Annotated in this window: 23 protein-coding genes, 1 tRNA gene and 1 riboswitch; of the genes, 8 read left to right on the forward strand and 16 right to left on the reverse strand. The window is 52.8% G+C overall.

Annotated elements, in window-relative coordinates; translation table 11 throughout:
* Positions 1-105: 105 nt before the first annotated feature.
* From wecB to AC58P5_RS25175, 16 genes are all read right to left on the reverse strand, one after another.
* A complete protein-coding gene (gene wecB / locus AC58P5_RS25100; RefSeq protein ID WP_497391505.1) occupies positions 106-1,242 on the reverse strand; it encodes a non-hydrolyzing UDP-N-acetylglucosamine 2-epimerase in 1,137 nt (378 codons plus the stop codon).
* A 22-nt stretch (positions 1,243-1,264) separates the two neighbouring features.
* Positions 1,265-1,894 carry a uracil phosphoribosyltransferase gene (gene upp, locus AC58P5_RS25105; RefSeq protein WP_009676968.1) on the reverse strand — a complete coding sequence of 210 codons (630 nt, stop codon included), beginning with the start codon at positions 1,892-1,894 and terminating at the stop codon, positions 1,265-1,267.
* Between the two features lie 239 nt (positions 1,895-2,133).
* Positions 2,134-3,384 carry a serine hydroxymethyltransferase gene (glyA, locus tag AC58P5_RS25110; protein ID WP_497391507.1) on the reverse strand — a complete coding sequence of 417 codons (1,251 nt, stop codon included), beginning with the start codon at positions 3,382-3,384 and terminating at the stop codon, positions 2,134-2,136.
* A 102-nt stretch (positions 3,385-3,486) separates the two neighbouring features.
* The gene (locus AC58P5_RS25115; RefSeq protein ID WP_497391509.1) at positions 3,487-4,146 is read right to left on the reverse strand and encodes a TIGR01440 family protein; all 660 of its coding nucleotides are present in this window, start codon (positions 4,144-4,146) and stop codon (positions 3,487-3,489) included.
* Between the two features lie 29 nt (positions 4,147-4,175).
* Entirely contained in the window at positions 4,176-4,634 is a 459-nt protein-coding gene (rpiB, locus tag AC58P5_RS25120) for a ribose 5-phosphate isomerase B (RefSeq protein ID WP_497391511.1), read from the reverse strand.
* A 168-nt stretch (positions 4,635-4,802) separates the two neighbouring features.
* Positions 4,803-4,883: riboswitch (ZMP/ZTP riboswitch) on the reverse strand.
* A 103-nt stretch (positions 4,884-4,986) separates the two neighbouring features.
* Positions 4,987-5,568, reverse strand: a complete 582-nt coding sequence (locus tag AC58P5_RS25125) for a low molecular weight protein arginine phosphatase (RefSeq protein WP_497391513.1) — start codon at positions 5,566-5,568, stop codon at positions 4,987-4,989.
* 85 nt (positions 5,569-5,653) lie between these two features.
* Positions 5,654-6,226: a manganese efflux pump MntP gene (locus AC58P5_RS25130; protein WP_497391515.1), complete on the reverse strand. Its 573-nt coding sequence runs from the start codon at positions 6,224-6,226 to the stop codon at positions 5,654-5,656.
* A 242-nt stretch (positions 6,227-6,468) separates the two neighbouring features.
* Positions 6,469-7,551, reverse strand: coding sequence for an L-threonylcarbamoyladenylate synthase (locus AC58P5_RS25135; RefSeq protein WP_497391517.1), 1,083 nt, complete (start codon positions 7,549-7,551; stop codon positions 6,469-6,471).
* A gap of 28 nt (positions 7,552-7,579) precedes the next feature.
* Entirely contained in the window at positions 7,580-8,290 is a 711-nt protein-coding gene (spoIIR, locus tag AC58P5_RS25140; RefSeq protein ID WP_497391519.1) for a stage II sporulation protein R, read from the reverse strand.
* Between the two features lie 613 nt (positions 8,291-8,903).
* A complete protein-coding gene (gene prmC / locus AC58P5_RS25145; protein ID WP_497391521.1) occupies positions 8,904-9,794 on the reverse strand; it encodes a peptide chain release factor N(5)-glutamine methyltransferase in 891 nt (296 codons plus the stop codon).
* 7 nt (positions 9,795-9,801) lie between these two features.
* Positions 9,802-10,872, reverse strand: a complete 1,071-nt coding sequence (gene prfA, locus AC58P5_RS25150; RefSeq protein WP_497391523.1) for a peptide chain release factor 1 — start codon at positions 10,870-10,872, stop codon at positions 9,802-9,804.
* A 213-nt stretch (positions 10,873-11,085) separates the two neighbouring features.
* Positions 11,086-12,186, reverse strand: coding sequence for a redox-regulated ATPase YchF (gene ychF, locus AC58P5_RS25155; RefSeq protein ID WP_497391525.1), 1,101 nt, complete (start codon positions 12,184-12,186; stop codon positions 11,086-11,088).
* A 188-nt stretch (positions 12,187-12,374) separates the two neighbouring features.
* Positions 12,375-12,827 (reverse strand): hypothetical protein, encoded by a 453-nt coding sequence (locus AC58P5_RS25160; protein ID WP_497391527.1) that lies wholly within the window; start codon positions 12,825-12,827, stop codon positions 12,375-12,377.
* Positions 12,820-13,356: a hypothetical protein gene (locus AC58P5_RS25165; protein ID WP_497391529.1), complete on the reverse strand. Its 537-nt coding sequence runs from the start codon at positions 13,354-13,356 to the stop codon at positions 12,820-12,822. The genes AC58P5_RS25160 and AC58P5_RS25165 overlap by 8 nt, the downstream gene beginning before the upstream one ends.
* A 131-nt stretch (positions 13,357-13,487) precedes the next feature.
* On the reverse strand, positions 13,488-13,943 hold the full coding sequence (locus AC58P5_RS25170; RefSeq protein ID WP_497391531.1) for a hypothetical protein: 456 nt from the start codon (positions 13,941-13,943) through the stop codon (positions 13,488-13,490).
* 186 nt (positions 13,944-14,129) lie between these two features.
* The gene (locus tag AC58P5_RS25175; RefSeq protein WP_497391533.1) at positions 14,130-15,557 is read right to left on the reverse strand and encodes an amino acid permease; all 1,428 of its coding nucleotides are present in this window, start codon (positions 15,555-15,557) and stop codon (positions 14,130-14,132) included.
* Between the two features lie 350 nt (positions 15,558-15,907).
* On the opposite strand from AC58P5_RS25175, the gene AC58P5_RS25180 reads away from it, so the two are divergent.
* The 8 genes from AC58P5_RS25180 to AC58P5_RS25215 all read left to right on the forward strand — a co-directional run bounded on the left by AC58P5_RS25180 (position 15,908) and on the right by AC58P5_RS25215 (position 24,798).
* Positions 15,908-17,134, forward strand: coding sequence for a PucR family transcriptional regulator (locus tag AC58P5_RS25180; RefSeq protein ID WP_497391535.1), 1,227 nt, complete (start codon positions 15,908-15,910; stop codon positions 17,132-17,134).
* A gap of 137 nt (positions 17,135-17,271) precedes the next feature.
* Entirely contained in the window at positions 17,272-18,405 is a 1,134-nt protein-coding gene (gene ald, locus AC58P5_RS25185; protein WP_497391537.1) for an alanine dehydrogenase, read from the forward strand.
* Positions 18,406-18,562: 157 nt separating this feature from the next.
* Complete coding sequence (gene alr / locus AC58P5_RS25190; RefSeq protein ID WP_497391539.1) at positions 18,563-19,768, forward strand: alanine racemase; 1,206 nt, start codon at positions 18,563-18,565, stop codon at positions 19,766-19,768.
* A 591-nt stretch (positions 19,769-20,359) separates the two neighbouring features.
* Entirely contained in the window at positions 20,360-20,893 is a 534-nt protein-coding gene (gene tadA / locus AC58P5_RS25195; RefSeq protein WP_497391541.1) for a tRNA adenosine(34) deaminase TadA, read from the forward strand.
* A gap of 84 nt (positions 20,894-20,977) precedes the next feature.
* Positions 20,978-21,051: transfer RNA gene (locus AC58P5_RS25200), tRNA-Arg, on the forward strand.
* 727 nt (positions 21,052-21,778) lie between these two features.
* Complete coding sequence (locus tag AC58P5_RS25205) at positions 21,779-22,663, forward strand: class I fructose-bisphosphate aldolase (protein WP_497391543.1); 885 nt, start codon at positions 21,779-21,781, stop codon at positions 22,661-22,663.
* Positions 22,660-23,421 (forward strand): amidohydrolase family protein, encoded by a 762-nt coding sequence (locus AC58P5_RS25210; protein ID WP_497391545.1) that lies wholly within the window; start codon positions 22,660-22,662, stop codon positions 23,419-23,421. The genes AC58P5_RS25205 and AC58P5_RS25210 overlap by 4 nt, the downstream gene beginning before the upstream one ends.
* A gap of 27 nt (positions 23,422-23,448) precedes the next feature.
* Positions 23,449-24,798, forward strand: coding sequence for a phenylacetate--CoA ligase family protein (locus AC58P5_RS25215; protein ID WP_497391547.1), 1,350 nt, complete (start codon positions 23,449-23,451; stop codon positions 24,796-24,798).
* The last annotated feature ends 5 nt before the right edge of the window (positions 24,799-24,803 follow it).

Below are 24,803 nucleotides of genomic sequence, written 5' to 3' on the forward strand. Positions count from 1 at the left end.
CCAAAACCCCTTGTATATCAAGGGATTTCAGCATTTAAAACCAAACAGTGGAACTGTACAGTGTGACCTTTGTCATTGCATCGTCACAATGTCGAATGAGTCGCGTTAAAAAGAGTCCGGTTTTTCCGTTTTATAGCCGAAATGGTGAAGGATTCCCTGCACGATTCTGCGGGAAGCTTGTCCGTCCCCATAAGGGTTAGCAGCGTCTTTCATGCGATCATACGTTTGCGGATCGGTGAGCAAAGCGCGTGCGCGCTCGTAAACTTTTTGCCCGTCTGTACCGACCATCTCCAAATTTCCGGTTTGTACGCCTTCCGGACGTTCCGTCGTGTCACGAAGAACCAAGGTTGGAATCCCGAAAGACGGAGCTTCTTCCTGCATACCGCCAGAGTCTGTTAAAATCATGTAAGTATGAGGATAAATATTATGGAACTCGAACACGTCGAGAGGGTCGATCAGTTTAATTCTCGGGTGATTGCCCAGAATTTCATAAGCCGGTTCCTTAACGGCCGGGCTCGGATGAACCGGATACACGATCGCGACATCCTCGAACTCGTCCGCAATGCGCTTGACCGCGTTAAAGATCTGGCGGTGCGGCTCGCCCTGCGCTTCCCTGCGGTGGGCCGTCATCAGGATGAGACGCTTGCCTTCCGCCCAGTCCAGAACCGGATGGTGGAAGTCCTTCTTCACGGTGTACTGGAATACGTCCGTTACGGTGTTGCCGGTCACATAAATCGTGTCTTCCGATTTATTCTCTCTGCGCAGGTTGTCTGCCGACAACCGGGTTGGAGCAAAGTGCAAATCCGCGAGGACGCCCGTCAGCTGACGGTTCATCTCTTCCGGATACGGCGACATCTTGTTCCAGGTCCGCAGGCCCGCTTCCACATGGCCGACTTTGATCTGCTGCAGGAAGGCCGAATAGCTGGCAAGGAAAGTCGTCAGCGTATCGCCGTGCACCAGAATCAGGTCCGGCTTCGCTTCGCGGAAAACAGGCTCCAGGCCCTGAAGAACCCGGATGGTGACTTCGTTGAGTGTTTGACGGTCCTTCATGACGTTGAGGTCGAAATCTGGCTGGATATTGAACAGCTCAAGCACCTGATCCAGCATTTGGCGATGCTGGGCCGTCACGGCCACGAGCGATTCAATCTGCTCCGGATGCTTCTGAAGCTCCAAAATAAGCGGAGCCATCTTGATGGCTTCCGGTCTTGTACCGAAAATCGTAATGACTTTCAACCTTTTCATGAACGTACGTCCCCCAAAATACTTATTTCGTACCGAATAAACGGTCGCCCGCGTCTCCCAGACCGGGAATGATGTAACCGTGGTCGTTCAAATAATCGTCGATAGCGGCCACATAGATGTCGATGTCCGGATGCTCTTTCTGGACGGCTTCTATCCCTTCCGGAGCGGCAATCAGGCACATCAGCTTGATTTGCACGCACCCGCGGTTTTTCAAAGCGGTGATAGCCAGATTAGCGGAACCGCCCGTCGCCAGCATAGGGTCCACGACGATCAATTCTCTCTCCTGTACATCTGTGGGTAATTTCACATAATACTCGACAGGTTGAAGCGTCTCGGGGTCACGGTACAGTCCGATATGACCCACTTTTGCAGCCGGAATCAGATTCAGAATCCCGTCCACCATGCCGAGTCCTGCGCGGAGAATCGGGATAATACCGAGCATGCGTCCGGAAATAATCCGGCAGTCCGCAGTCGCTACAGGCGTTTTGACCTGGATGTTCTCCAACTGGATATTACGCGTAATCTCGTACGCCATCAAAGTGGCGACTTCATCCACCAATTCGCGGAAATCCTTGGTTTTCGTATTTACGTCTCTTATGTATGTGAGTTTGTGCTGAATCAAGGGGTGGTCGCAAATGAACACCTTACTCATAGTATTCCTCCCGAATATCGATCTGGCTGATCTGGATGTCTTTCCAACTTTCCACAAACCTCGTCCATTATATCATATGTCTGTTTATATATCCTCCCCAAAAAGCACACTCTCTTATGACAAGAAACTGCTTTTGTATGAACACTCCGCCCTCTTTTTTTTCATAAAAAAGGAACCCATTACGGGTTCCCGGATTCACTAACCACCTGCTGGAAAGCAGGCTATTTTATATGGAAGAATTAATATTCCAATCCCGTGTACAGCGGGAATTTGGAAGTAACTTCTTTAACGAGTCCGCGGGCTTGCTCGTGAACGGCGGAATCGCTCGGATTTTTAAGCGTCAGGGCAATAATTTTGGCGATTTGCTTCATGGCTTCCGTATCCATTCCACGGGAAGTCGCGGCAGGCGTACCGATACGGATACCGCTGGTTACGAACGGACTGGTCGGATCGAACGGAATCGCGTTCTTATTGACGGTTACGCCCACTTCGTCAAGAAGATGCTCGGCGTCTTTACCCGTGATGTTCAGGTTGCGCAGGTCGATCAAGATCAGGTGATTGTCCGTACCGCCGGAAACGAGGTTGATGCCTTCGGCCGTCAAGCCTTCAGCCAGCGCTTTGGCATTATCGATAACGTTCTTTCCGTATGTTTTGAAATCGGCTTGCAGAGCTTCGCCCAGCGCAACGGCTTTAGCGGCGATGATGTGCATCAACGGTCCGCCCTGGGAGCCCGGGAAGACGGCTTTGTCGATCGCGGCAGCCCAAGGCTTCCGGCACAGAATCAGACCGCCGCGTGGGCCGCGAAGCGTTTTGTGAGTCGTTGTCGTGACAAAGTGGGCATGCGGAACCGGGTTCGGATGCAGGCCTGCCGCAACAAGACCCGCGATGTGAGCCATGTCGACCATAAACAGGGCGCCGACTTCGTCCGCGATTTGGCTCAGTTTCTCGAAATCGATGATGCGCGGGTAAGCACTTGCCCCTGCAACGATCATTCGAGGTCTGTGTTTAAAAGCGGCTTTGCGGACATCGTCGTAATCGATGCGGGAATCCTGTTCGCTTACACCGTAAGCTACGAAATTATAGAGGATGCCGGACGCGTTGACGGGGCTGCCGTGAGTCAAGTGTCCGCCATGCGCCAGGTTCATACCCAGAACGGTGTCGCCCGGTTTCAGCGCGGCCAGATAAACGGCCATATTCGCTTGAGCGCCGGAGTGAGGCTGTACATTGGCATGCTCGGCCCCGAAAAGTTCCTTCGCACGGTCACGCGCGATATCCTCGACGATATCCACGTATTCGCAGCCGCCGTAATAACGCTTGGACGGATAGCCTTCCGCATATTTGTTCGTCAGCACGGTGCCCATAGCTTCAAGAACCGCCTGGCTTACGAAGTTTTCGGAAGCGATCAGCTCGATTTTGTCGCGTTGACGGCCAAGCTCCAGGTTCATAGCCTCAACGATTTTCGGGTCCTGTTTACGCAAAAATTCTACCATCTATAACAACCTCCCATAGATTTAAAATCACAATCAGTTTCGCTTTGTACGAGCCGGATAAACAGGGAGAAAGGCTCCCCGCTTATCACGGCTCCGGATGCATTATTCGCAGGTGCCGCTGTCTGCCGCACCTCCCGGATTCGTCCGGACAGGCGCTTGGGCACCGGCGAATACGGGAATGCCCGGGCTTTCCGGGACAGCTTCGTACACGGCCCGTTGTCCGCCAATCAGCTTCGGACGCGTGTATGCCATCGTCACGTGCGCCTCGCCCACCTGTTTCACGGGGGGGCGCACAGGGACGGCTACCCGGCGGAGGTGCATGCCGATCAGCGTGTCGCCGATGTCGATGCCCGCATGCGCGGCGATCTCTTCCACGACGCATGCACGCTCCAGGTGCCGGTAAGCATGGGCGGCCATCGAGCCGCCGGCATTGGGCACCGGCACCACATTCACCGGCTCCAGCCGGGGGTCTTGCTCCAGCAGCGCTTCTTCGACGACAAGCGCGCGGTTTAAATGCTCGCAGCACTGGAAGGCGAGCCGCAGCCCGTGTTCTTCCGCCACCCGGACAGCGGCGGCGAAAATGTGTTCGGCCGCTTCCGGCGTACCGGACGTGCCGATTCTCTGGCCCCGGACCTCGCTGGTCGAGGTACCAAACACGACGATCTGGCCGCGTCTCAAGCCGCCGGCTTCGATCAGCGCCCGGAAATTGGCCTCAACTGCAGGTCCGATTCCGTTCAGCCAAGCTTCCTCACCGTCATTCATACGATCACCTCCATTTAAAATAGAGCTCCTTACGGATGAATCGTATTCTTCTCTTCCAGAAGCTTCACTTTGTTCAGGCGGTTCTCATGACGTTCGCCGTGCGAAAACTCCGTCTCAATCCAGATCTTGACGATTTCCTGCGCAACGCCGGGTCCGATTATTCGTTCTCCCATAGCAAGCACATTCGTGTCGTTATGCTCCCGGGTTGCTTTCGCGGAGAACATATCGTGCACAAGCGCGCAGCGGATGCCTGGCATTTTGTTGGCGGCAATGGTCATGCCTATGCCTGTACCGCAAATCAGAATGCCTTTGTCCGCCTGCCCGTTAAGCACCATATCGCAAACCGGAACGGCGTAATCCGGGTAGTCGACCGATTGTTCACAGTTGCAGCCGACATCCTTCACTTCATGACCTAACGATTCCAGGTAAGGAACGATAACATCTTTAAGCCGGTATCCGGCGTGATCGGCGCCAATTGCAATTTTCATTGAAAAAGCCCTCCTCGGGTGGGAATAAACTTCGTTTGGCTCTATTATAACCCAAACCGATCAGCCGGAGAAAAAAACCGGCAAATTCCGACTTTACCTGCACCTGTGCAATCGTTAGAAGACAATGAAAAAAAGAGCATGACATGCGTGTGAAATACGCATGTAGTGCTCTTTTGCCCAGGCGACCGGCCGTATACCCCGATGCTCCACTGTGGTTACACCCACTCGTCGCCAGTTACACCGGGTCTTCTTTTATGCCCCTATCTTACCCTATTCCCGCAAAACTGTAAAGCCGCTAAAAAATGAAGATTTTGTTAGCCCGGCGAGAAAATACCACGGCCGTTTTTTCCATTCATCGGCCTTCCTTTATCTTCTGAACCAGTTTAACGAGCGCCTCTTCGATCTCCTCCGCCGTATGGCGGTAAATCTCCAGCGAACCGCCGTATGGATCGGAAATATCGTAATCCGGGAGTTTTTTTTCCAAGTGTATGAGCCGTGTCCGCTCTTCTATCGTAATTTCTTCGGAAAGGGCATGCTTGACCTGCAATTCGGCGATCAGCTTCTCCCATTCCGCGGCAGCCGCCACAACCTCGGGGTCGTCTTCTACAAATTCTCTCAATGTATGTGTTATATCCGCCGCCTGCGGGAACCGCTGAATAACGGCGCGTTTATGATCTTGTGTCATCGTTAAGATGAGATCGGCCCAATCCACGTCTGCGGATCTGAGAAGACTGGAGCTGATGGAAGCTTCACAGCCTTTTTCACGCAAAACGGAGGAAGATTGCCGGGAAATCGGACTGCCGTCGGAAGCAAAAACCCCTGCAGAACGGATATGGACTTCCAAGCTCTCCTGCTGGGCCATATGGCGCAGAATCCCTTCAGCCAGCGGGCTGCGGCATGTATTTCCGGTACAGACAAAAAGGATCTGTTTCACGTTCCGTCTACCTCCCCTACAGAGTATTCGAACGGGTTGATTCCGCTCTCTATTATTGTACCGCTTTTTTGAAATCAGGAACACTTTACAACAGAAATTTCAGGCCGAACAGCAGCAGAATCACACCGCCCAGCGCTTCTCCGTATTCTCCGATCCAGCTTCCCACGTGACGTCCGAGCATAAGCCCCAGAATCGACATGCCTCCGCCCAGCAATCCGAAAAGCAGAACCGTCAAAACCACATCCGTTGCGAAAATGCCCAGCGAAACGCCGACAGAAAAAGAATCCACGCTCACGCTTAACGCAAACAGGATCATTCCCCAGAAGGTACGATGATCGAATGCAGGGGAATCTTCCCCCCGGAAAGAACTGTAAATCATATGGGATCCTAACAAAATGAGCAGGCCGCCCCCGGCCGCCACGGCAACCTGTCCGAGTAAAGAGCCGAGATAATGGCCCGCATACATGCCGAGCAGCGGCATGAGGATATGGAAGAGACCGATGACGATGCTGATTTTAAGAATATGCAGCAGGCGTATACCCCTCATTCCGATTCCAATCCCTAAAGAAAACGCGTCAAAACCCAGCGCGATGGCCATGATGAAGATCGTCAGCAGTTGGCCCCATACGAAAGGTGACACGCCCGCCAGTGCCGCCATTGGTATTTCCCCCTGTCCGCTTTTTCTCTCTCAAGATATGCGGACAAACCGGGAAACATGCTATGGACTTGTACCTCTCTGCAGCATAAACGGCACAATCCGTTTACTCTACGGAACGAAAAGCATAAAGACGTTGTGGGGACTCAAACGCATGGCATCCAAGCGGTTAACCGCATTCACGAACTAATTATGAACAAAATAGGATAAAACCGTTCTGCGTGCACGGCAGCTGCCTATTCCACTTAAATACGGATCACCTCTTGACCGGCGGCTTTAAGCAGCCGGTTCATGATGGCACGGCCTATGCCTGTATCCGGGCAGCCTTCCGCGAGAATATACGTCGCTCCCTCGCGGTCGAACTGCCGGAGCGCGGCATACAGCCCGCGCGCGATCGTCTCCGGCTCGGCCAGACGGCCGGAGGAGACTACGGCGTCCGCGTGATGCAGGCTGCGGCGCTCGTCATAGGTGAGCACGCCCGTGCGCTCACCGCGGGCCTTGGCGGCGTCAAGGTCACGCCGCATCCACTCGGCGACGGCCTGCGGATCGTCGCCCAGGACCACGCGCATGCTCCCCTTCGGGGCATAATGCGCGTACTTCATGCCGGGAGCCCGCGGCGTCCCGGCCGGTTCTTCGGTGCGCGCAGGCTCGCGCACCGGCACGTCCGGCAGCGCCTCGCGCAGCTGCTCGGCCGTCACCCCGCCCGGGCGCAGGATATAGACTGCCCCCGACGCCCACTCCACGACGGTCGACTCTACGCCGACGCCCGTCGGACCGCCGTCGACGATGCCGCCGATTCGTCCGCCGAGATCCTCGGCGACGTGTTCCGCCATCGTCGGGCTGGGCCGCCCCGAGCTGTTCGCGCTCGGGGCCGCAACCGGGCAGCCTGCGGTGCGCAGCAGCGCCAGGGCGACCGGATGGTCGGGGATGCGGACCCCGACGGTTGACAGCCCCGCCGTGACCAGCGGGGATACCGCGCCCGCGCGGACCGGCACGATGACCGTCAGGGGTCCGGGCCAAAAGGCATCCATGAGCCTGCGCAGGGGCTCGGGCGGCGCACCCTCCGCGAACGCGTCCATTTGGGAGCGGTCCGCGATGTGGACGATCAGCGGGTTGTCCGATGGGCGCCCCTTGGCTCTGTAAATGCCTTCGACCGCAGCGGAATTGGTCGCATCCGCTCCTAAGCCGTATACCGTTTCGGTCGGAAACGCTACGGTCTCTCCATGGACGAGAAGTCCAGCCGCTTCGGCAATCGCTTTGTCCGCGGCTTCTGTTCCCTTCCCCGTTCCCGCTTCATCGTGAATCTGCCATAGTTTAGTCGTTGTCAAAGCTGTTCACCCTTACTGTTTCCGAAATTTATCTGAACAGATTCAGGAAGAATCCGATGATACCTTGGAGCAGTTCCCACAGAAAAAACTTCACTTCCGTATCCTCGTTGGCGGCTGCAGCCGCAGCCGATCCTTCGACGGGAGCGTCGGCCGTTTTTTTCTGCACGCCAGCCGTCTTAGCTTCACCGGAGGATTTTCCTTCGTCTTCAGCAGGAGCCGCCTGGGCCACCGCTTCGCCAGACACGCCGTCTACAAAGCAAAGAGGAGGAAAAAGCACGCACCACCAGTTCTGGCCCTTCCCTTCGCCCAGAGATACACGAAGAGCTTCGTAATTTCCGGCCGGGTAAACCCGGCTGCCGTACATTTTGGTCGGGAACGGTACCTGCCCGAGCTCCACTGTATAAGAAATACTTCCAAGACCGCGGGAAACGAGCGTATCGTGGACGACTTTTTCCAGAACCGGAAGGTTCTGCTGCACAATTTGCCTCGCTTCGTCAATAGAGTGCGGCCCGGTAACCCACTCGTTCATCTGAGCGACAATGGCGTCCCGCACCTGCCGCTTGATGGCCTGATCCTCCGGCTTATCGGAGTTGGCCAGTATACGAAGACGGATCGACTGGTCCGGAATAGCCCCTTCCGCCAGAGCTGCGTTCGATCGTGTACTTTCCCAGCTCATCATCATGATGGCAAGAGCGAAAAACGTATAAAACAAGTGCTTGTATGATTTGCGGATGACCATAATGATTCCCTCCCGTTTACCGGAAAAACAGCGCCAGCTTCGAAGCCGTTCTCTGTTTCTTCCTCTGTAACGGTTAGTATGGTCAAAAGGCAATTCTTTTAAACTAGCAATCTATGATTTTTTCACGTGGAACAATTTTCGTGTGTGGAACATATAAACCGACTGGAAAAAGGCTGTCCAACAAAGCTGCAACCATGGCAGTCTCAGATTTTCCGAAGTTGGCGTGGCTGCTGAACATGCATGCTGATAGGTCTTAAAAATATGATCCTCGCTAGATACGAGGTTTATAGATTGCCTGTTCAGGGAAGGGTAATAGCAAAACCCGTTTTGCCGGAGTCGGCAAAGAACGCTTATCCTTTCCGGCCTGTTAGTTTATCCGCCTTAGTTCCGACGAAAGCTAAACAGGGGGATTAACAGTCACTTTGCAAGTACTGAATGCGGTAGACTTCGAAAAAAGGATACTTGCAGCCGCTTCCATATGGCGGCAGCTCTCTCCGTAGGCCCCCGGCTTGCTATAAGGGCTTGTACTTTCCGGTCGAAGCGGCAGCCCCCTCAGCCGTGCAGTCATTTCCGCTTTTTTCTGAACCACTCGTTAGAGTCAGCCTTCCGGCGGTCATTCGTTTATCGCTATGACATGGCGGTCGATGCCGGCTAAGTCTTTCACGAAGCGGATCTCGCTCCATTTCCCCGCTGCGCGCAGCAGCTCCGCCACGGCCTCTGCCTGATGGATGCCGACTTCCAGCCCAACCAGCCTCGGCTGCTTCGGCAGCAGGAGAATCTGGCCGGCCAGGCGCCGGTACAGATCCAGCCCGTCCTCGCCTCCGAACAGCGCGAGGTGCGGCTCATAGTCGCGCACCTCCGGCTGCAGCGACGGCGAATCCCCCGCCGGAATGTACGGCGGGTTCGAAACCAGGATGTCGACGGGCAGCTCCCGTTCGACGCAGGGCAGGAGCAGATCGCCTTCGTAGAAGGCGATCCGCTCCCCGACGCCGCATCGTCCGGCGTTGCCCTTGGCGACCTCCAGCGCCTCCGGCGAGAGGTCGCATGCCGCCGCGCGCCATTCGGGGCGCGCGTGCAGCAAGCTTACCGGGATAGCTCCGCTCCCGGTGCCGATATCCGCAAGGAGCGGGGCGCCTTGCGGGAACAAGCGCGAGCCCTCGCGGAGGATTTCCTCCACGAGGAGCTCGGTTTCGGGACGCGGGATCAGGACCGCGTCCGTGACCCGGAGCGTCAGGCCGTAGAACTCCTGCTCGCCGGTAATGTACTGTACCGGCTCTCCCGCGGCCTTACGCTCCACGACCTCGCCCCACTGCTCCGCATGCGCAGCGGGAAAGGGCTCTTCCATCCGGAAGAAGAATTCCGTCCGGCTCAGACCCAGCACGTGCTGAAGCAGAATCTCCGCACAGATAGCCGCGTCCTGGATTTGCCGCTCTTTGAAAAAAGAAGAAGCCTGGGAATAGGCTTCTCGGATTGACATGCCGGCTTGATAAATAAGCCTGTTCATGATGATTTTATTGCTCCCCTTTTTCAAGAAGCTCGGCCTGCGCCGTCATAGTCAGAGCATTGACGATTTCGCCCATATCTCCGTTTAAGATGGTATCCAGCTTGTGAAGCGTAAGACCGATGCGGTGGTCCGTTACGCGGCTTTGCGGGAAGTTGTAGGTACGGATACGCTCGCTGCGGTCACCCGTACCGACCTTGCTCTTACGCTCGCCGGCATACTTCGCTTCTTCTTCCTGCCGTTTTACATCGTAAATGCGCGCGCGCAGAACCTGCAGCGCCTTCGCTTTGTTATCGTTCTGGGATTTGCCGTCCTGGCAGGTCGCCATAATGCCTGTCGGCACGTGCAGAACCCGGACAGCGGACTTCGTTGTATTAACGGACTGACCGCCTGCTCCGCTGGAGCAGAAGGTATCGACCCGAATATCATTATCCTTGATCTCGATATCGATCTCTTCCATTTCCGGCATAACGCCGACCGTGGAAGTAGACGTATGAATACGGCCGCCCGATTCCGTTACCGGAATCCGCTGAACACGGTGTGCGCCGCTTTCGTATTTCATTTTGCTATAAGCGCCCTTGCCGTTAATCATGAAAATAATCTCTTTAAACCCGCCAAGATCGTTCACGTTCGCTTCCAGCACTTCGGTTTTCCAACCTTGGGCGTCCGCGTACTTGGAGTACATGCGGTACAGGTCACCAGCAAACAGAGCTGCCTCGTCACCGCCGGCCGCGCCGCGAATTTCCACGATCACATTCTTGTCATCGTTAGGATCTTTAGGCAGCATGAGCACCGTCAGTCGCTCTTCCAGTTCGTCTTTGCGGCCGGACAGTTCCTCGATCTCCATTTTCACGAGGTCGCGCATTTCGTCATCGAGCTTCTCAGCCTGCATGGCTTTCGCCGCATCCAGCTGTTCCAGCACGTCTTTGTATTCTACATAAGCATCGTAGGCTTCTTGTAGGTCGGATTGTTCTTTTGAGAATTCCCGGAGCTTCTTCGTGTCGCTCGTTACATCCGGGTCACAGAGCAGTTCGCTCAGTTTCTCATAGCGATCCGCCAGAGCCTGCAAACGATCCAGCATTTGGACCACTCCTTACCATAATGTCAAAATAATCAGAGCCTTGCACTGTTTTTGCAAACAGCTTAAACACTAAACGCACCTCTCGGCAGCAGTCAGGATAGTTTACGTAGGTGACCGGTTAACCGTTCAAAGGCCTTTATACCGCCGAGCGTTGTACGTTCTTACTTTCTATATAACACCGTGTCAAGCTAAGGACGCAGCTATACTCGCACCCTAAACGTTGAAACGGAAGTGCATAACGTCGCCGTCCTGCACGATATATTCTTTGCCTTCCAGACGAAGCTGGCCTTTCTCTTTGGCCGCGTTCATCGAGCCGGTTGCGGTCAAATCTTCATAAGATACAACTTCCGCCCGGATAAAACCGCGTTCGAAGTCCGTATGAATGACGGCAGCCGCCTGCGGGGCTTTCGTTCCTTTGCGGATGGTCCAAGCTCTTACTTCTTGAACACCGGCCGTGAAGTAGGTGTAAAGACCGAGCAGCTTGTAGGCCGCTTTGATTAGACGGTCAAGACCAGACTCTTGCAGACCGAGTTCTTCCAGGAACATTTCTTTGTCTTCGCCTTCGAGCTCGGCGATCTCGGATTCAACTTTCGCGCTGATGGCCACAACCTCCGCGCCTTCTAGAGCCGCAAACTCGCGGACCTTCTGCACGTAAGGGTTGTTGTCGCCGTCCGCCACTTCCTCTTCGCTCACGTTGGCGGCATAAAGCACAGGCTTCATCGTCAGCAGATGAAGGTCGCGCACAAGCAGACGTTCCTCGTCCGTCAGCTCTACGCTGCGGGCCGGCTGGTCGTTGTACAAAGCTTCCTTGATCTTCTCGAAGCATTCCACTTCAGCGGCATACTGCTTGTTGCCGCCTTTCATATTTTTGCGCGAACGGTCAATGCGCTTCTCCACGGAATCCAGATCCGCCAGAATCAGCTCCAGGTTAATCGTCTCGATATCGGAGATCGGATCGACTTTGCCGGACACGTGGGTAATGTTCTCGTCCACAAAACAGCGGACTACATGCACAATTGCATCCACTTCGCGAATGTTTGCCAAAAATTTATTGCCAAGGCCTTCGCCCTTGCTCGCGCCTTTAACCAGACCTGCAATATCCACGAATTCAAACGCAGTCGGCACGATCCGGTTCGGATTCACAATATCGGCCAGTTTCTGCAATCTTTCGTCAGGCACCTCAACTACACCGACGTTCGGATCAATCGTGCAGAAAGGATAGTTTGCGGATTCGGCACCCGCTTGTGTAATCGCGTTAAATAGCGTCGATTTTCCTACGTTCGGCAACCCGACGATTCCTGCTTTCAAAGCCATGTATGTGACACTCCTTGATTCTCAAATTAAAAAATTGCACCATATTCTATTATAAACCATTCGTCAAGGGGTTACAATTTGCTTGTTTGGGCGGAATTGAGCACGGATTCGGCATAACCGATGGAGGATTCTGCCCGATAGACGGCTGAACACCCTAACCCCATCATCAGAAAAAAAGGGCAGGGTGTTCAATTGGCTTGCTTGTGTTTTTCAACTTCCTTATAAATGAAATCAATCCATTTGGATGAGGTTGCGAAGTATTGAGTCTCATTCCCACCATAATGGTTTCGGTTGAGCCAATTGACGCGATCATCCCGGGTGATCGTCAGAGCTTTGCCGTATTCCGAGGCTTTTGCTCCTTTTCCGTCTTTATACAGAAAAAGAATGCCTGCGTCTAAAGTCGTTCCTAGACTCTCGTCGTTGTCCTTTTCGAAATACGCGTGGTTGAAAAGCTCCGCAGCCCGCTGGAATTGATCCGTCTCTAGTTGAAATACATCCGCATTATGATAAACCTGGACCCTCTCTAATTGGTCCGTGGTTATCGGCTGATGGTAAAGGGCAGCTTTGCCCCATCCGAACCACCATACGGTTAAACCGGCGAGCAGACAAACACTCGATGGAAATATGAGTTTTTTATTCATTTATAGTTAGTTCCCGGACAGCTCTTAAATCCTCGAATTCCTTAGTTAATTGCTCGATGGGCTTGCTCCCGTCTTTTAATTGATGCTCAATTTCTGCGAGCGTCTTTTTCTTTTCATTCAAAATCCGAGCCGCTTTTTCATACGCCTTCCCATTTACGGGGTCATTCTTCTTAGTCTCGTAGTAACCGTTAATCTCTAATATATTCTTTAGCGATCTTATATTTTCTTCAAGGATTGCCTTAGGGTCAGGCGGGTATAACTCATCCTGCAAAGTCCCCGCTTCGATTCCGATTTTTTTGACCAATCTCTCATCTTGCTCACGTTGTAATTTTTCTACGGTCGTTTCGGAAGCCCCCGGCTGTCTGGAATCGAGTATAGCTCTTAATCGTTGTTCTTCCTTCTTTAAAGTTTCCAGCCTCTCTTTCTTATCAAAACCATCTGCCTGACCAGAACTGTTCCAACCCAAGCCGACTATGACAAGAGCGGTTACCGAGCAGACACCGACTATCCATGTTTTTTTAATATTCAACGAGCGGCCTCCTTAATTGCCTAGTTCGGAGCAATGGTTGCGGTGTTGCATGCCGTCGGGTAAGTCTATCAAGGCCATTGTCGGTGACCTTGGAATTTTAAAGTTATCATTTATGTATGAATTACATTCCGTTATTTACTCTTCAAGCTTTTGAGCAGCCCTGCCGCACATAGCCCGACAAACAGAGCCGTCCCGTGCAGTAAGATGGGGAGCCAGGCAGCGGCATCTACCGGAAGCACCATGCCCCACAGAAAAACGGGCGGAAGCTGGATCAGCACCAGAGCGACCGCTACTCCGGCCAATACGATACAGCTGAGTCCGCAAGCTTTTCCGGGCCGGATCAATCCGACCAAACCCGCCAGCAGGATGGCTCCCAGACCGATGGAAAGATAAGCCCATAGCTTCAGCCCGCGGGGTTCGGCCACGATTTCGTGAGCTATAAATTGAATGGAGAAAGCCGTTCCTCCTCCCCAAATCGGGGTATATAAAATACCCAGCAGCAAGCTGAGCAGACAAGTTCCAAGTATGAACAGGAAATGACCTTTGGTGAATTGCTTTTGTCCCATTGCTTCACGGTTGGCTGACAACCTGACCCCCTCCTGAAAATGCTCTTAGTTTTATAACGACCGGGAGTCCCTAAAAGTTCCAGATCACGCTTCCAAAAACAAGAGTTTTTCATAAATTTTACTGGAAATAAAAAAAAGGCAAGTCCGGACTCCTTTTCAGAATCCGTCCTTACCTTTTTAAACGTTTCGTTCGTTCAAGAACCGGACTTACAGTTCAGATTGAGGATTAATGCTGATTCCGGCGCTGTCGGAGTTTTTTTCAGGAAGCGCGTTCTTCCGGTGATATCCCTTGCTGTAGTAAACGACAACGAGAGCGATCAGCCAGATCGGACCGACAATCAGCGCGACGCGCGTATCCTCGGAGAAACCTAGAAGAACAATGACAAGTACTAGGAATGCCAAGGAGATATAGGAAGTATAAGGCGCCAGCGGCATCTTGTATTTAAGATTACGAACTTGTTCCGAGCTTAACTTCTTGCGATATCTCATTTGAGAAATAAGAATCATCGCCCATGTCCATACGGCTCCGAAAGTGGCGATACTTGTTACCCAGGCAAACACTTTTTCCGGAACGATATAGTTCAGAATAACGCCGATAAGAAGAGCGATAGCCGAAACGACAATGGCTTTGCCCGGAACGCCGCTTTTGGAAATCTTACGGAAGGAATCCGGTGCCTCGCCCTGCTGAGCCAGGTTGAAGAGCATACGGCCCGTACTGAAAATACCGGAGTTGCAGGAAGACAGGGCTGCCGTCAGAACTACGAAGTTGATAATTCCCGCGGCTCCCGGAATTCCGATTTTCTCGAACGTCATTACGAACGGGCTGCCGGCCTTGCCGATTTCATCCCACGGATAGATGGACATGATGACAACAAGTGCGCCGATATAGAAAATAAGAATGCGCCAGAAGACGGTATCGATGGCTTTTGCCAGGGTTTTCTCAGGGTTCTGGGCTTCGCCTGCCGTTACCCCGATCATCTCAACGCCCAGGTAAGCGAACATAACCATCTGAAAGGAAAGCAAGAGGCCTGTTACCCCGTTAGGGAGGAATCCTCCGTGGCTCCATAGGTTACTGAATCCGACTGCGATGCCGTCGTTACCGAGTCCGAAGAAGATCATCCCGGCTCCGATAACAATCATGCCTATAATCGTTACAATTTTAATCAAGGCGAACCAGAATTCAAATTCCCCGTAAGCTTTAACGGCGATCAGGTTAATGGCGCTCATAAGTAGAAGCGCACCCAAGGCCCAGAGCCAGCGCGGAGTTCCCGGGAACCAGTACTCCATATAAATGCCGACTGCCGTAATTTCGGCCATACAGGTGATAATCCAGAGGAACCAATAGTTCCAGCCGGTCAAATATCCGAAAAGCGGTGAAATATGATTTCTCGCATACCGGCTGAACGAACCGGCTACGGGATTTTCAATGGCCATTTCCCCGAGCGCTCTCATGATGAAGAAAATGATGAGGCCTCCGAGGGCGTAAGCCAGCAGAATGCCGGGACCGGCAAGTTTGATCGCGGATGCGGAGCCGAGAAACAGGCCTACACCAATGGCGGCACCAAGAGACATCAAAGTGATATGTCGTTGTTCCAATCCTCTTTGCAGTTCATTGGGCTGAGTTTTTTTGGACATAGGTACCTCCTGAAAATTCGTCTTAAACGTGTTCTGATTATACCCTCCCGAGGGCTTGAAGTCTTTCCTCCAAAAGTAGCTAATTTTTGTAAAAGTAAGCGGTATCATTCGTTTAATGTTTATTGAAAGCGCTTCATTTACAAAAAGAAGTGTAGCATATTTGTGCAGCATCTGTTTTTGTGTGATTATGAGAATGTTTCCCCCGCGATTTGTGCAAATATACAAACCCTCGTGTTCTGTCTATGGCTTTTCGCACAATCGTTTTATAATAAAAGTACCGACTATGAATGAACCTTACTTATATAAAACAAACCGCTTCGCAAGCCAAAGGAAATGGAGTCAAGACCCGCATGAGCAACGAATTAAATCCGTTCGACCGAAGTTTTGAAAGTTTGGAAGCATTGGCGGATACCATCAGCGAGGTGCTCGGCTGCGCCATCACCATAGAAGACGCCAACCATCGGCTGATCGCCTACAGCACGCATGAGGCTCATACCGACCCGGTACGGATCGCCACGATAGTCGGCCGCCGCGTGCCCGAGAAGGTTATCGCCAGCCTCTGGCGCGAGGGGTTTATTCAACGGCTGATGAACAGCGAGGACCCCGTGCCGATCAAAGCGCTGGACGATGTGAAGCTCGGACGCCGCATTGCCATTTCCATCCGCAACAACCGCGAGGTGCTGGGGTACATTTGGGTGCTGGAAGACGCCCGGCAATTGGAAGAAGCGGATTTCCTTCAGCTTAAGCACGCCTCCCGCGCGGCCAAAACCAAGCTATTGCAACTGCAGCAGCAGAAGCGCAAGGAGCAGGAAGGATTCGAGGATTTCTTCTGGCAGCTGCTGACCGGTCATATCTCCTCGGGCGACGCCGTCCGGCAAAAATCCGACAAGCTCGGCATTCCTCTCATGGACTGCTTCCAGGTCATGGTCGTCGAATTCGATTCGGACATCAGCGAGCAGAGGGCTCAGCAGATCCGGTATCTGATCAGTACGACTCAGCGGATCCGCATCGCCCTTCATATTGTCGACCGCACCCAGCTCGTACTGCTCGGGACCTCTTCTTCCCGTAATCAGTTTGCGGCGGATTCCTCGGAGTTCCTGCGGCTCTTTGCCCAGCAGATGAAAGACCGTTTCGGCGTCTCGCCCGGGCAAACCGCTATCGGCAATATCTATGAAGATTACGGCCTTGTCGAAAAAAGCTACCGGGAGGCGCTCTCCGTTCTTCAGGTAAAGCGGCAGTTTCCCCAGGAGACGAAACGGTTCGTCCATTACCGGGATCTGGGCTTCTATCGTTTTCTTCCTCTTATGGCCGAGGAAAACCGCATTCACGCCCACACCAATCCGTCCCTGCTTAAACTGCGGCAGTACGACCGCGAGCATAACGGCAATCTTCTGCATACACTGGAAATATTCCTGCTGCAGGACAGCAACGTCAAAGACGCGGCCGATGCTCTTCACGTTCACACCAACACACTTAATTACCGGCTGAAACGGATTTCCGAAATCGGGGATATCGACCTGAAGGATATGGACCAGAAAGTCAGCCTATATCTCGATTTGAAAAGCGAAAAATTGTAGCGCCATTCGGCATCCTGTGGCAAGCTTTGTGGATTTACACAAAAAGCGGGCGCTTTTTTCTCGAAAGTACACGAAGCAAAAAAGCGTTTTCATAACTATACTAGCCTTAGATTTCCTAATCTAAGGAGGCAGTTCTTATGCGGATAGGTGTACCTAAAGAAATTAAAAATAACGAAAATCGTGTCGCCGTAACTCCTTCGGGCGTTGTGGCTTTTGTAAAAGCAGGTCATGAAGTCCTCGTGGAAAAGAATGCCGGTATCGGAAGCGGCTTTACGAACGAAGAATACTTAACGGCCGGGGCTTCCCTGATCGAACAGGCAGCAGATGTATGGGCCGGAGCGGATATGATCATGAAGGTTAAAGAACCGCTCGCTTCCGAGTATGAGTACTTCCGCGAAGGTCTGATTCTCTTCACCTACCTTCACCTTGCGGCTGAACCCGAACTGGCTAAAGCACTCACGGCAAAAGGCGTAACGGCTATCGCTTACGAAACGGTCGAAGTGAACCGTACGCTTCCGCTGCTGACTCCAATGAGCGAAGTGGCCGGGCGCATGTCCGCCCAAATCGGCGCTCAGTTCCTGGAGAAACCGCATGGCGGCAAAGGGATTCTTCTTGCAGGCGTACCCGGCGTACAGCGCGGCAAAGTAACCGTTATCGGCGGCGGTGTCGTAGGTACGAACGCGGCGAAGCTTGCTGTCGGTCTGGGCGCAGACGTAACGATCATCGATCTTAGCCCTGAACGCCTTCGCCAACTGGACGACCTGTTCGGCAACCAGGTGAATACACTGATGTCCAACCCGCTGAACATTGCGGAAGCGGTTGCGGCTTCGGATCTGGTTATCGGTGCCGTTCTCATTCCGGGTGCCAAAGCGCCTAAACTGGTTTCCGAGGCGATGATCGCTTCCATGAAACCGGGTTCCGTAGTCGTTGACGTGGCCGTCGACCAAGGCGGTATCATCGAAACCGTCGACAAAATCACGACGCACGACAACCCGACTTACGTGAAGCACGGAGTCGTCCACTACGCGGTGGCCAACATGCCTGGTGCGGTTCCGCGCACGTCTACCCTTGCGCTGACCAACGTTACACTCCCTTATGCCCTGCAAATCGCAGGCAAAGGCGTCCTGCAAGCCGTGAAAGACAACGCTGCCCTTCAGCTTGGCGTCAATGTTGCCGGCGGCTCCGTTACGTATGAAGCGGTTGCCCGCGATCTTGGTTACGAATACGTGCCGGTAGGCAAAGCATTGGATAAAATCTCGGTTTCTTCCTAATCCGATCCTTTCCTTAAAGCAAAACTACCGTACCCATCCCATTTAAAGATATAATACCGCGGTTTCCGCGGCTTTCATCCCCTCGAAGCTGCTTCGGGGGGATTTACCTCTTTTCGGATTTAGATGTCGTCAAAACGTTTTTGGAGGTGAATTCTGCATGCATCCTGCCAGTTACCGCGATACTTGGGCGGAAATTTCGCTAGACGCGATCGAACACAATGCACGTACGTTCAAAAAAAATCTGCGGCGCGGCTGCAAGCTGATGGCTGTCGTCAAAGCCGACGGTTACGGCCACGGAGCGTACGAAACAGCACGTGCCGCTCTCCGCGCAGGCGCGGAATACCTCGCCGTCGCTCTGTTGGACGAGGCTCTGGAGCTGCGCGCGGCCGGCATCACGGAGCCGGTGCTTGTACTGGGCTATACGCCGCCCCGTTCCGTCAAGAAAGCCGTTCGTGCCGACGTGACCCTCACGGTGTTTACGAGCGACGTGCTGGAGGCCGTCGGAGCCGCCGCCGCGGTTTCATCCCGGACGCCGGCACGCATCCATCTCAAAGTAGACACCGGCATGACCCGGATCGGCGTCAGAACAGCGGCGGAGGCCCTCAGCTTTGCCAGCCAAGCGATTGAGACGCCAAATGTAGCGCTTGAAGGGATCTTTACTCACTTCGCAACCGCCGACAGCGAAGACGATACATTCACCCGCGAACAGTTCCGGCGGTTTATGAACATCGTCGGCCACCTGTCCGATGCAGGCATCGACATTCCGCAGCGCCACTGCTGCAACAGCGCCGCTGCGATGCAGTATCCCGACATGCACCTGGACATGGTCCGTGTCGGGATCAGCTTGTACGGTCTGCTGCCCTCCGCGGCCGCCGCGCGGGACACTCACCCTCTGAGGCCGGCGATGCAGTTCAAGACCCGGCTCGTTCAGGTGAAGGATGTCGAGATCGGAACGCCGGTCAGCTACGGGAGCACCTTCGTTGCCAAGCGGCCGACCCGCATCGGCACTATCCCCGTTGGATATGCGGACGGTCTCTCAAGGCTGCTCTCCAACCGCGGAGATATGCTTCTGCACGGAAGCCGCGTCAGAATCGCCGGCAGAGTCTGCATGGATCAGACGATGCTGGATATCACGGACGTGGAGAATACCAAGGAAGGCGATCTGGTGACGATCTTCGGCAAATCCGGGGACACGTTTCTTCATGTGGATGAAATCGCGGAACTCATGGACACCATCAATTACGAAGTCGTTTGCCTGATCGGAAAACGGGTCCCGAGAGTATACCTGCTTAAAGGGAAGCCTGTGGCATCCGTCAACCACTTGATCGGAGAACTCTCCAATGAGGATTCTTCGTCCCGATAGATTTGAAAATAGGAGCCGGTCCTTCCCCGTTTTTCCGGAGACCGGTTATAATTCCGTAAAACCCGTTCCCTTAAGCTGGGAACGGGTTCTTTTTTTCATGTTCACGCCATGGTATATTCAATAAGTTAATCACACAATATCCACAGTTTTATTACTTGTTAACATCGTTATCCACAAGTTGTTAACAAAGATTTATCGAAGAACGTTATCCACTTGTGGGTAACGTTAGAGAATTTTCAAGTTTACCGAATAGTAGAACTTTGTTGTTTTTCTTTGTGTTTAAATTTTCTGAATTTTATGACTAAACTGAATTTTCCTCAGTATTCATGCGGGTTTACGCTCCGTACTTTTCTCTTATTTTATCCGCTATTCTTAAGCACGCCGTGCTTATTTTTATTTTTTAGAATCCGCGTTGTTTGCTTGCGTCGCTCATTTTGGATAGACTAATGTACGATTCACAGGTACAATAAATGAAGTTGTCCACAATTTTATCCACAACATGTTAACAAAGGAATAAACGTTCGGGGCATAACCTCGTTTTTTAACTGATAACTTCGTGTAATACGCCGAACAAGGAGCAGAAACAACTTTATGGAAACCGTACAATTTCATCATGATCCTCATGATCCTATACAAGCTGAACACGAAAAATGGATGCGGGAAGCCATTCTCGAAGCAGACAAAGCAAAAGCGCTGATGGAAGTTCCCATCGGAGCCGTTATTGTCCGCGGCGGGGAGATCATCGGGCGCGGCCACAATCTGCGCGAAACTTCGCTCGACCCTACCGCTCATGCGGAGATCATCGCGATACGCGAAGCCAGCGAGAAGCTGGGAGCCTGGCGGCTGCTGGACTGCAGGCTCTACGTCACGCTGGAGCCATGTCCTATGTGCGCGGGCGCCATTGTCCAGTCACGCGTTCCCCAGGTGATTTACGGCACGCCGGATCCCAAAGCGGGCTGTGCCGGAACGCTGATGAACCTGCTGCAGGAAGAGCGCTTCAACCACTGCGTTGACGTGATCAGCGGGGTGCTGCAATCCGAGTGCGCTTCCCAGTTGACTGATTTCTTCCGGGAACTGCGCCGCCGGGCTAAGGAAGCGAAGAAGACACTCCCGGCGGAGGAGTAACCTCACTTCCTCCAAGGTTTTACCCCGCAGGTTCTTCCGCCCTCAAACTATTCTGTGGTATACTGAATAACGGAATTTATATGTGCGCCCGTAGCTCAGCAGGATAGAGCGACAGTTTCCTAAACTGCAGGTCGGAGGTTCGAATCCTCTCGGGTGCGTTTTATATTGGCTCAAAAACCCTTCTGCTGTAAGGGTTTTTTCTTTTTTTAAAGCACAACTCAAACGCTGCTTCGATCAAACTTTTTTTGGGGTTAATTCGGGGTTACCTTTCTCTTTTGAAGAGACGACCTTTCTTCGTTTCCTCCACCCGACAAATTATTTTTACAATTAATTACAAATTTTAACCGAGATTAAAAATATATCGCCCTCCCGTTTTGCACCCTGCGGCTTCATATTTAGCGGAATTGACCCTTGGTTAGCGTTTTTTCTCTCTTTCCTCCCTTACTCCAATCAGGGTTTCCGAACTCATGTATCATCTGCCTCATTTCTCTCCACCACTTAAAGACAGCTCGACCCAAATTAAATACTAAAGCTTAATTTAAAGATTTTTGAGCAATTTAACCAAATTTTAATTTACTTTTTTTGTCTAAAAAAGTAAAATCATAGTTGAAGAGATGGTTATGGATGTTAAGGTATCTATTTACATTTCATCCATTTCGAAACTATTGGCCTATTTCCTCTTTTTGCCCCTATCTTCCGAATTATTCGTACTGGGATGAAAGAACGATTTTTTGAGCTCCTCACTTCGAGAACCATCCATAATATTTAGCGGCAATCGGATTTAGTTTTGCGCTTTTAGCCTGTCCGGTATCACTTCTATTTTCGCGCAGTTCTGAAAATGGGGTTCTTTCTTATTTTGCATTTCCAACGGAAAGGAGATCTAATATGAGTAAATTATTGCGTCTTTCAAAGATTTTTCATCCGAGATCCGGCCGCTCTTTCATGCTTCCGGTAGATCACGGTACCACCTACGGACCTCTCAACGGAATCTCCTCCATGCCGGCTTTGCTCCGTATGGCCAACCGGTTCCGTCTGCAGGCTATCGTTGCTCATAAGGGGGCCATCCGCCGTGCCCTTGAAAGCAGTGAATCGCCATGGGGAACTGAATTTATTCTCCATCTCTCGGCTTCCACCCAAATGTCACCGGATGTATCCCGCAAGCAGATCGTATCGACTGTCCGTCACGGTCTGCAAATCGGAGCTATCGGCCTTTCCGTACATATTAACCTGGGTGCCCCCCAGGAACATGAGATGCTGCGCGACCTCGGTCTTATCTGTGATGAGGCTTACGCTTGGGGCCTTCCTGTCCTGGCTATGATGAACGTTCCTGAAGAAGACCTTTCGGGTGGAGCGGCGGCGACCAATAAAATAGCCCACGCGGTCCGTATTGCCGGAGAATTGGGCGCGGATCTCGTTAAAGTCCAGACGCCGGTTACTCCGCAGCGAGCTGCTGAAGCCGTAGCCGCTTTTAACATCCCCGTGCTGATGGCCGGAGGAGGCTCGGTCGGCGACAAGCTCGCTTTTTTCCGGGGAATCCGGGAAATGCTCGATGCAGGCGGCAAAGGCCTGTGCATAGGCCGGAATCTTTTCGAGGATTCCCGTCCCGATGATATGTGCCGTGCTCTCAGAGATCTTGTTCATAAGGACTCCAGCGCGGAGGAAGCTTACGAGACTTATTTAGCCTCTTCCTCCCCAATGCCTCTTATCACGAAACAGGCAGACCCCGGAAGCGCCGCCACACAACTCGATCCCTGGGAGGAATACGCATGATCATTGATGGCCACGCCCACATATCGAGACAGGATTACAGCAGCCCTGAACGGTTGCTGGACGATATGAAGGCGGCTGGTATAGACAAAGCCGTCCTGGTGCCGGGCGGCATGCTTGACGTTAGACGCATGACCCGGTACGTCACCGGGGAAGAGAAGCCGATCCTGGCGGATCCGCCCAACGATACCGTGCTGGATATTATTCGTGAATACCCAGACAAATTTTACGGAATCTGCTGCATTAATCCTAACGACGGGGCTCCGGCGTCTCTGGCTTCCCTGGAGAAGGCTTACCGAAGCGGCTTCAAGGGCCTCAAAATGTCGCCTCTTGTCCACCAGATCTCTCTTATGGGAGATGTCGTTAAAGAGCTTGCTGCTCTGTGCGGGGATTATGGGATTCCCTTCTATACGCACCTAGTTATCCAAGCAAGCGCAAACACGGCTGCACTGGGTTCGCTCGTCGAAGCTTTTCCCGGTACTAATTTCATTATCGGCCACATGGGTTTCGGCCCGCTCGACATAGACGCCATAGAATTAGCGGCCCGAAGGAAAAATGTCTACCTGGAAACGTCTACGGGCAATCCGCTGGCGATTCAGACGGCTGTAAAAATGGCGGGTCCGGACAAGCTTATGTTCGGTTCAGAGTTTCCCTTGTCGGACCCATTCGTAGAGAAGGTCAAAATCGACCGTCTCTCTATCTCCGATGCGGATAAGGAAAAAATTTTGCATCATACGATTTCACGCTTGCTTGGACTATAACATTCGACGTATAAGGAGGGAAAACATGTGGCCGTAACAGCCAGAAGCCAAATGGAATTGATGTCTGGACAAAAGGCGGCAGACCGGTTCGAGCCGCACGTCCGGTGGCTTAACAGCCTGACCGAACGCGGAATGTCGGTAGAAAACCTGAGCCAGGCGGAAGTGGATGCTTATCACCGGAGGGCCTTACGCAGTTTGCTTCAATTTGTGTATGAAACCAATGAGTTTTACAAACAGCGTATGGATATCGCCGGTCTAACTCCCGAAGAAGCCTCCAATCCGGCTTTATTTGCCCGGCTGCCTTTTCTGACAAAGGAAGACTTGCGCAATGATCCGCGCTGCATCATTTGCTCGCCTGATCTGGCTCATATCCATACTTCGACCGGTACAACCGGAGGCAAGCCGATCTTTATCGGCCTTACTTTAAACGATCTGTACCGGCTGGATACGGCTCCCCGCTACCCATCCCTTATGCAGAACACGCGAAATACCGTAGTCGGCAACGCCCTCCCCTATGAAATGAGTTCATCCGGGCTTTCGTTCCACCGGGTGTTCCAATACATGCAGGACTGCTGCGTCCTGCCCGTCGGCAAAGGGGGGGCTTATTCTCATCCCGACAAGGCTCTTGAGTGCATGCTGGCCTGGAATATGCAGACCCTGATTATTGCCCCTTCCTACGCCGTTACCCTGGCGGAACATGCGCAGAGATTAGGGATGGACCTTCATCGCGATTTCAACATGCAGCATTTGTTTCTGACCGGCGAAGGCGCTTCACCCGCTCTTCGCGAACGCATCGAACGGATCTGGAATACACCCGTGACAACCTGGTACGGTTCGCTCGAGGTAGGTCTGATCGGGATCGAATGCCTGGAGCACCAAGGCTACCATATGGCCGAAGGCCATACCTATACCGAAATCGTTCATCCTGTTACGGGGGAGCTGCAAGCTCCCGGTATCGTCGGCGAAGTCGTTCTGACCACACTGATGCGCGACGGCATGCCTGTAATCCGGTACAAAACGGGAGATCTCGGCTATATCGAGGAAGATCCCTGCCCTTGCGGCTGCCGTCTTCGCCGTTTGCAGCTGAGAGGACGTATGGGCGATCAACTTGCTCTGAACAGCGGGAACTTTTCTCCCCTGTATCTTGAACAGCAGCTCCTGCAAATCGGCGGAACAGGCAACTGGTACCAATTGATCGTTCAAAACGGGGAGCTATCCGTACTCGTTGAAGCTTCCGACCCAAGCGTAGACCGGGCGGAGCTTTTAACGGAAATAAAGTGGCAAATCGAAGCGAGTATCCAGCAATCCTGCGACGTTCAAGTCGTGGATTACGTGGAGCGAGACGCGGGAAAAGCCCGCCGGGTTATTCGACTATAACAAGA

Source organism: Paenibacillus sp. JT31N7, from assembly GCF_059692095.1.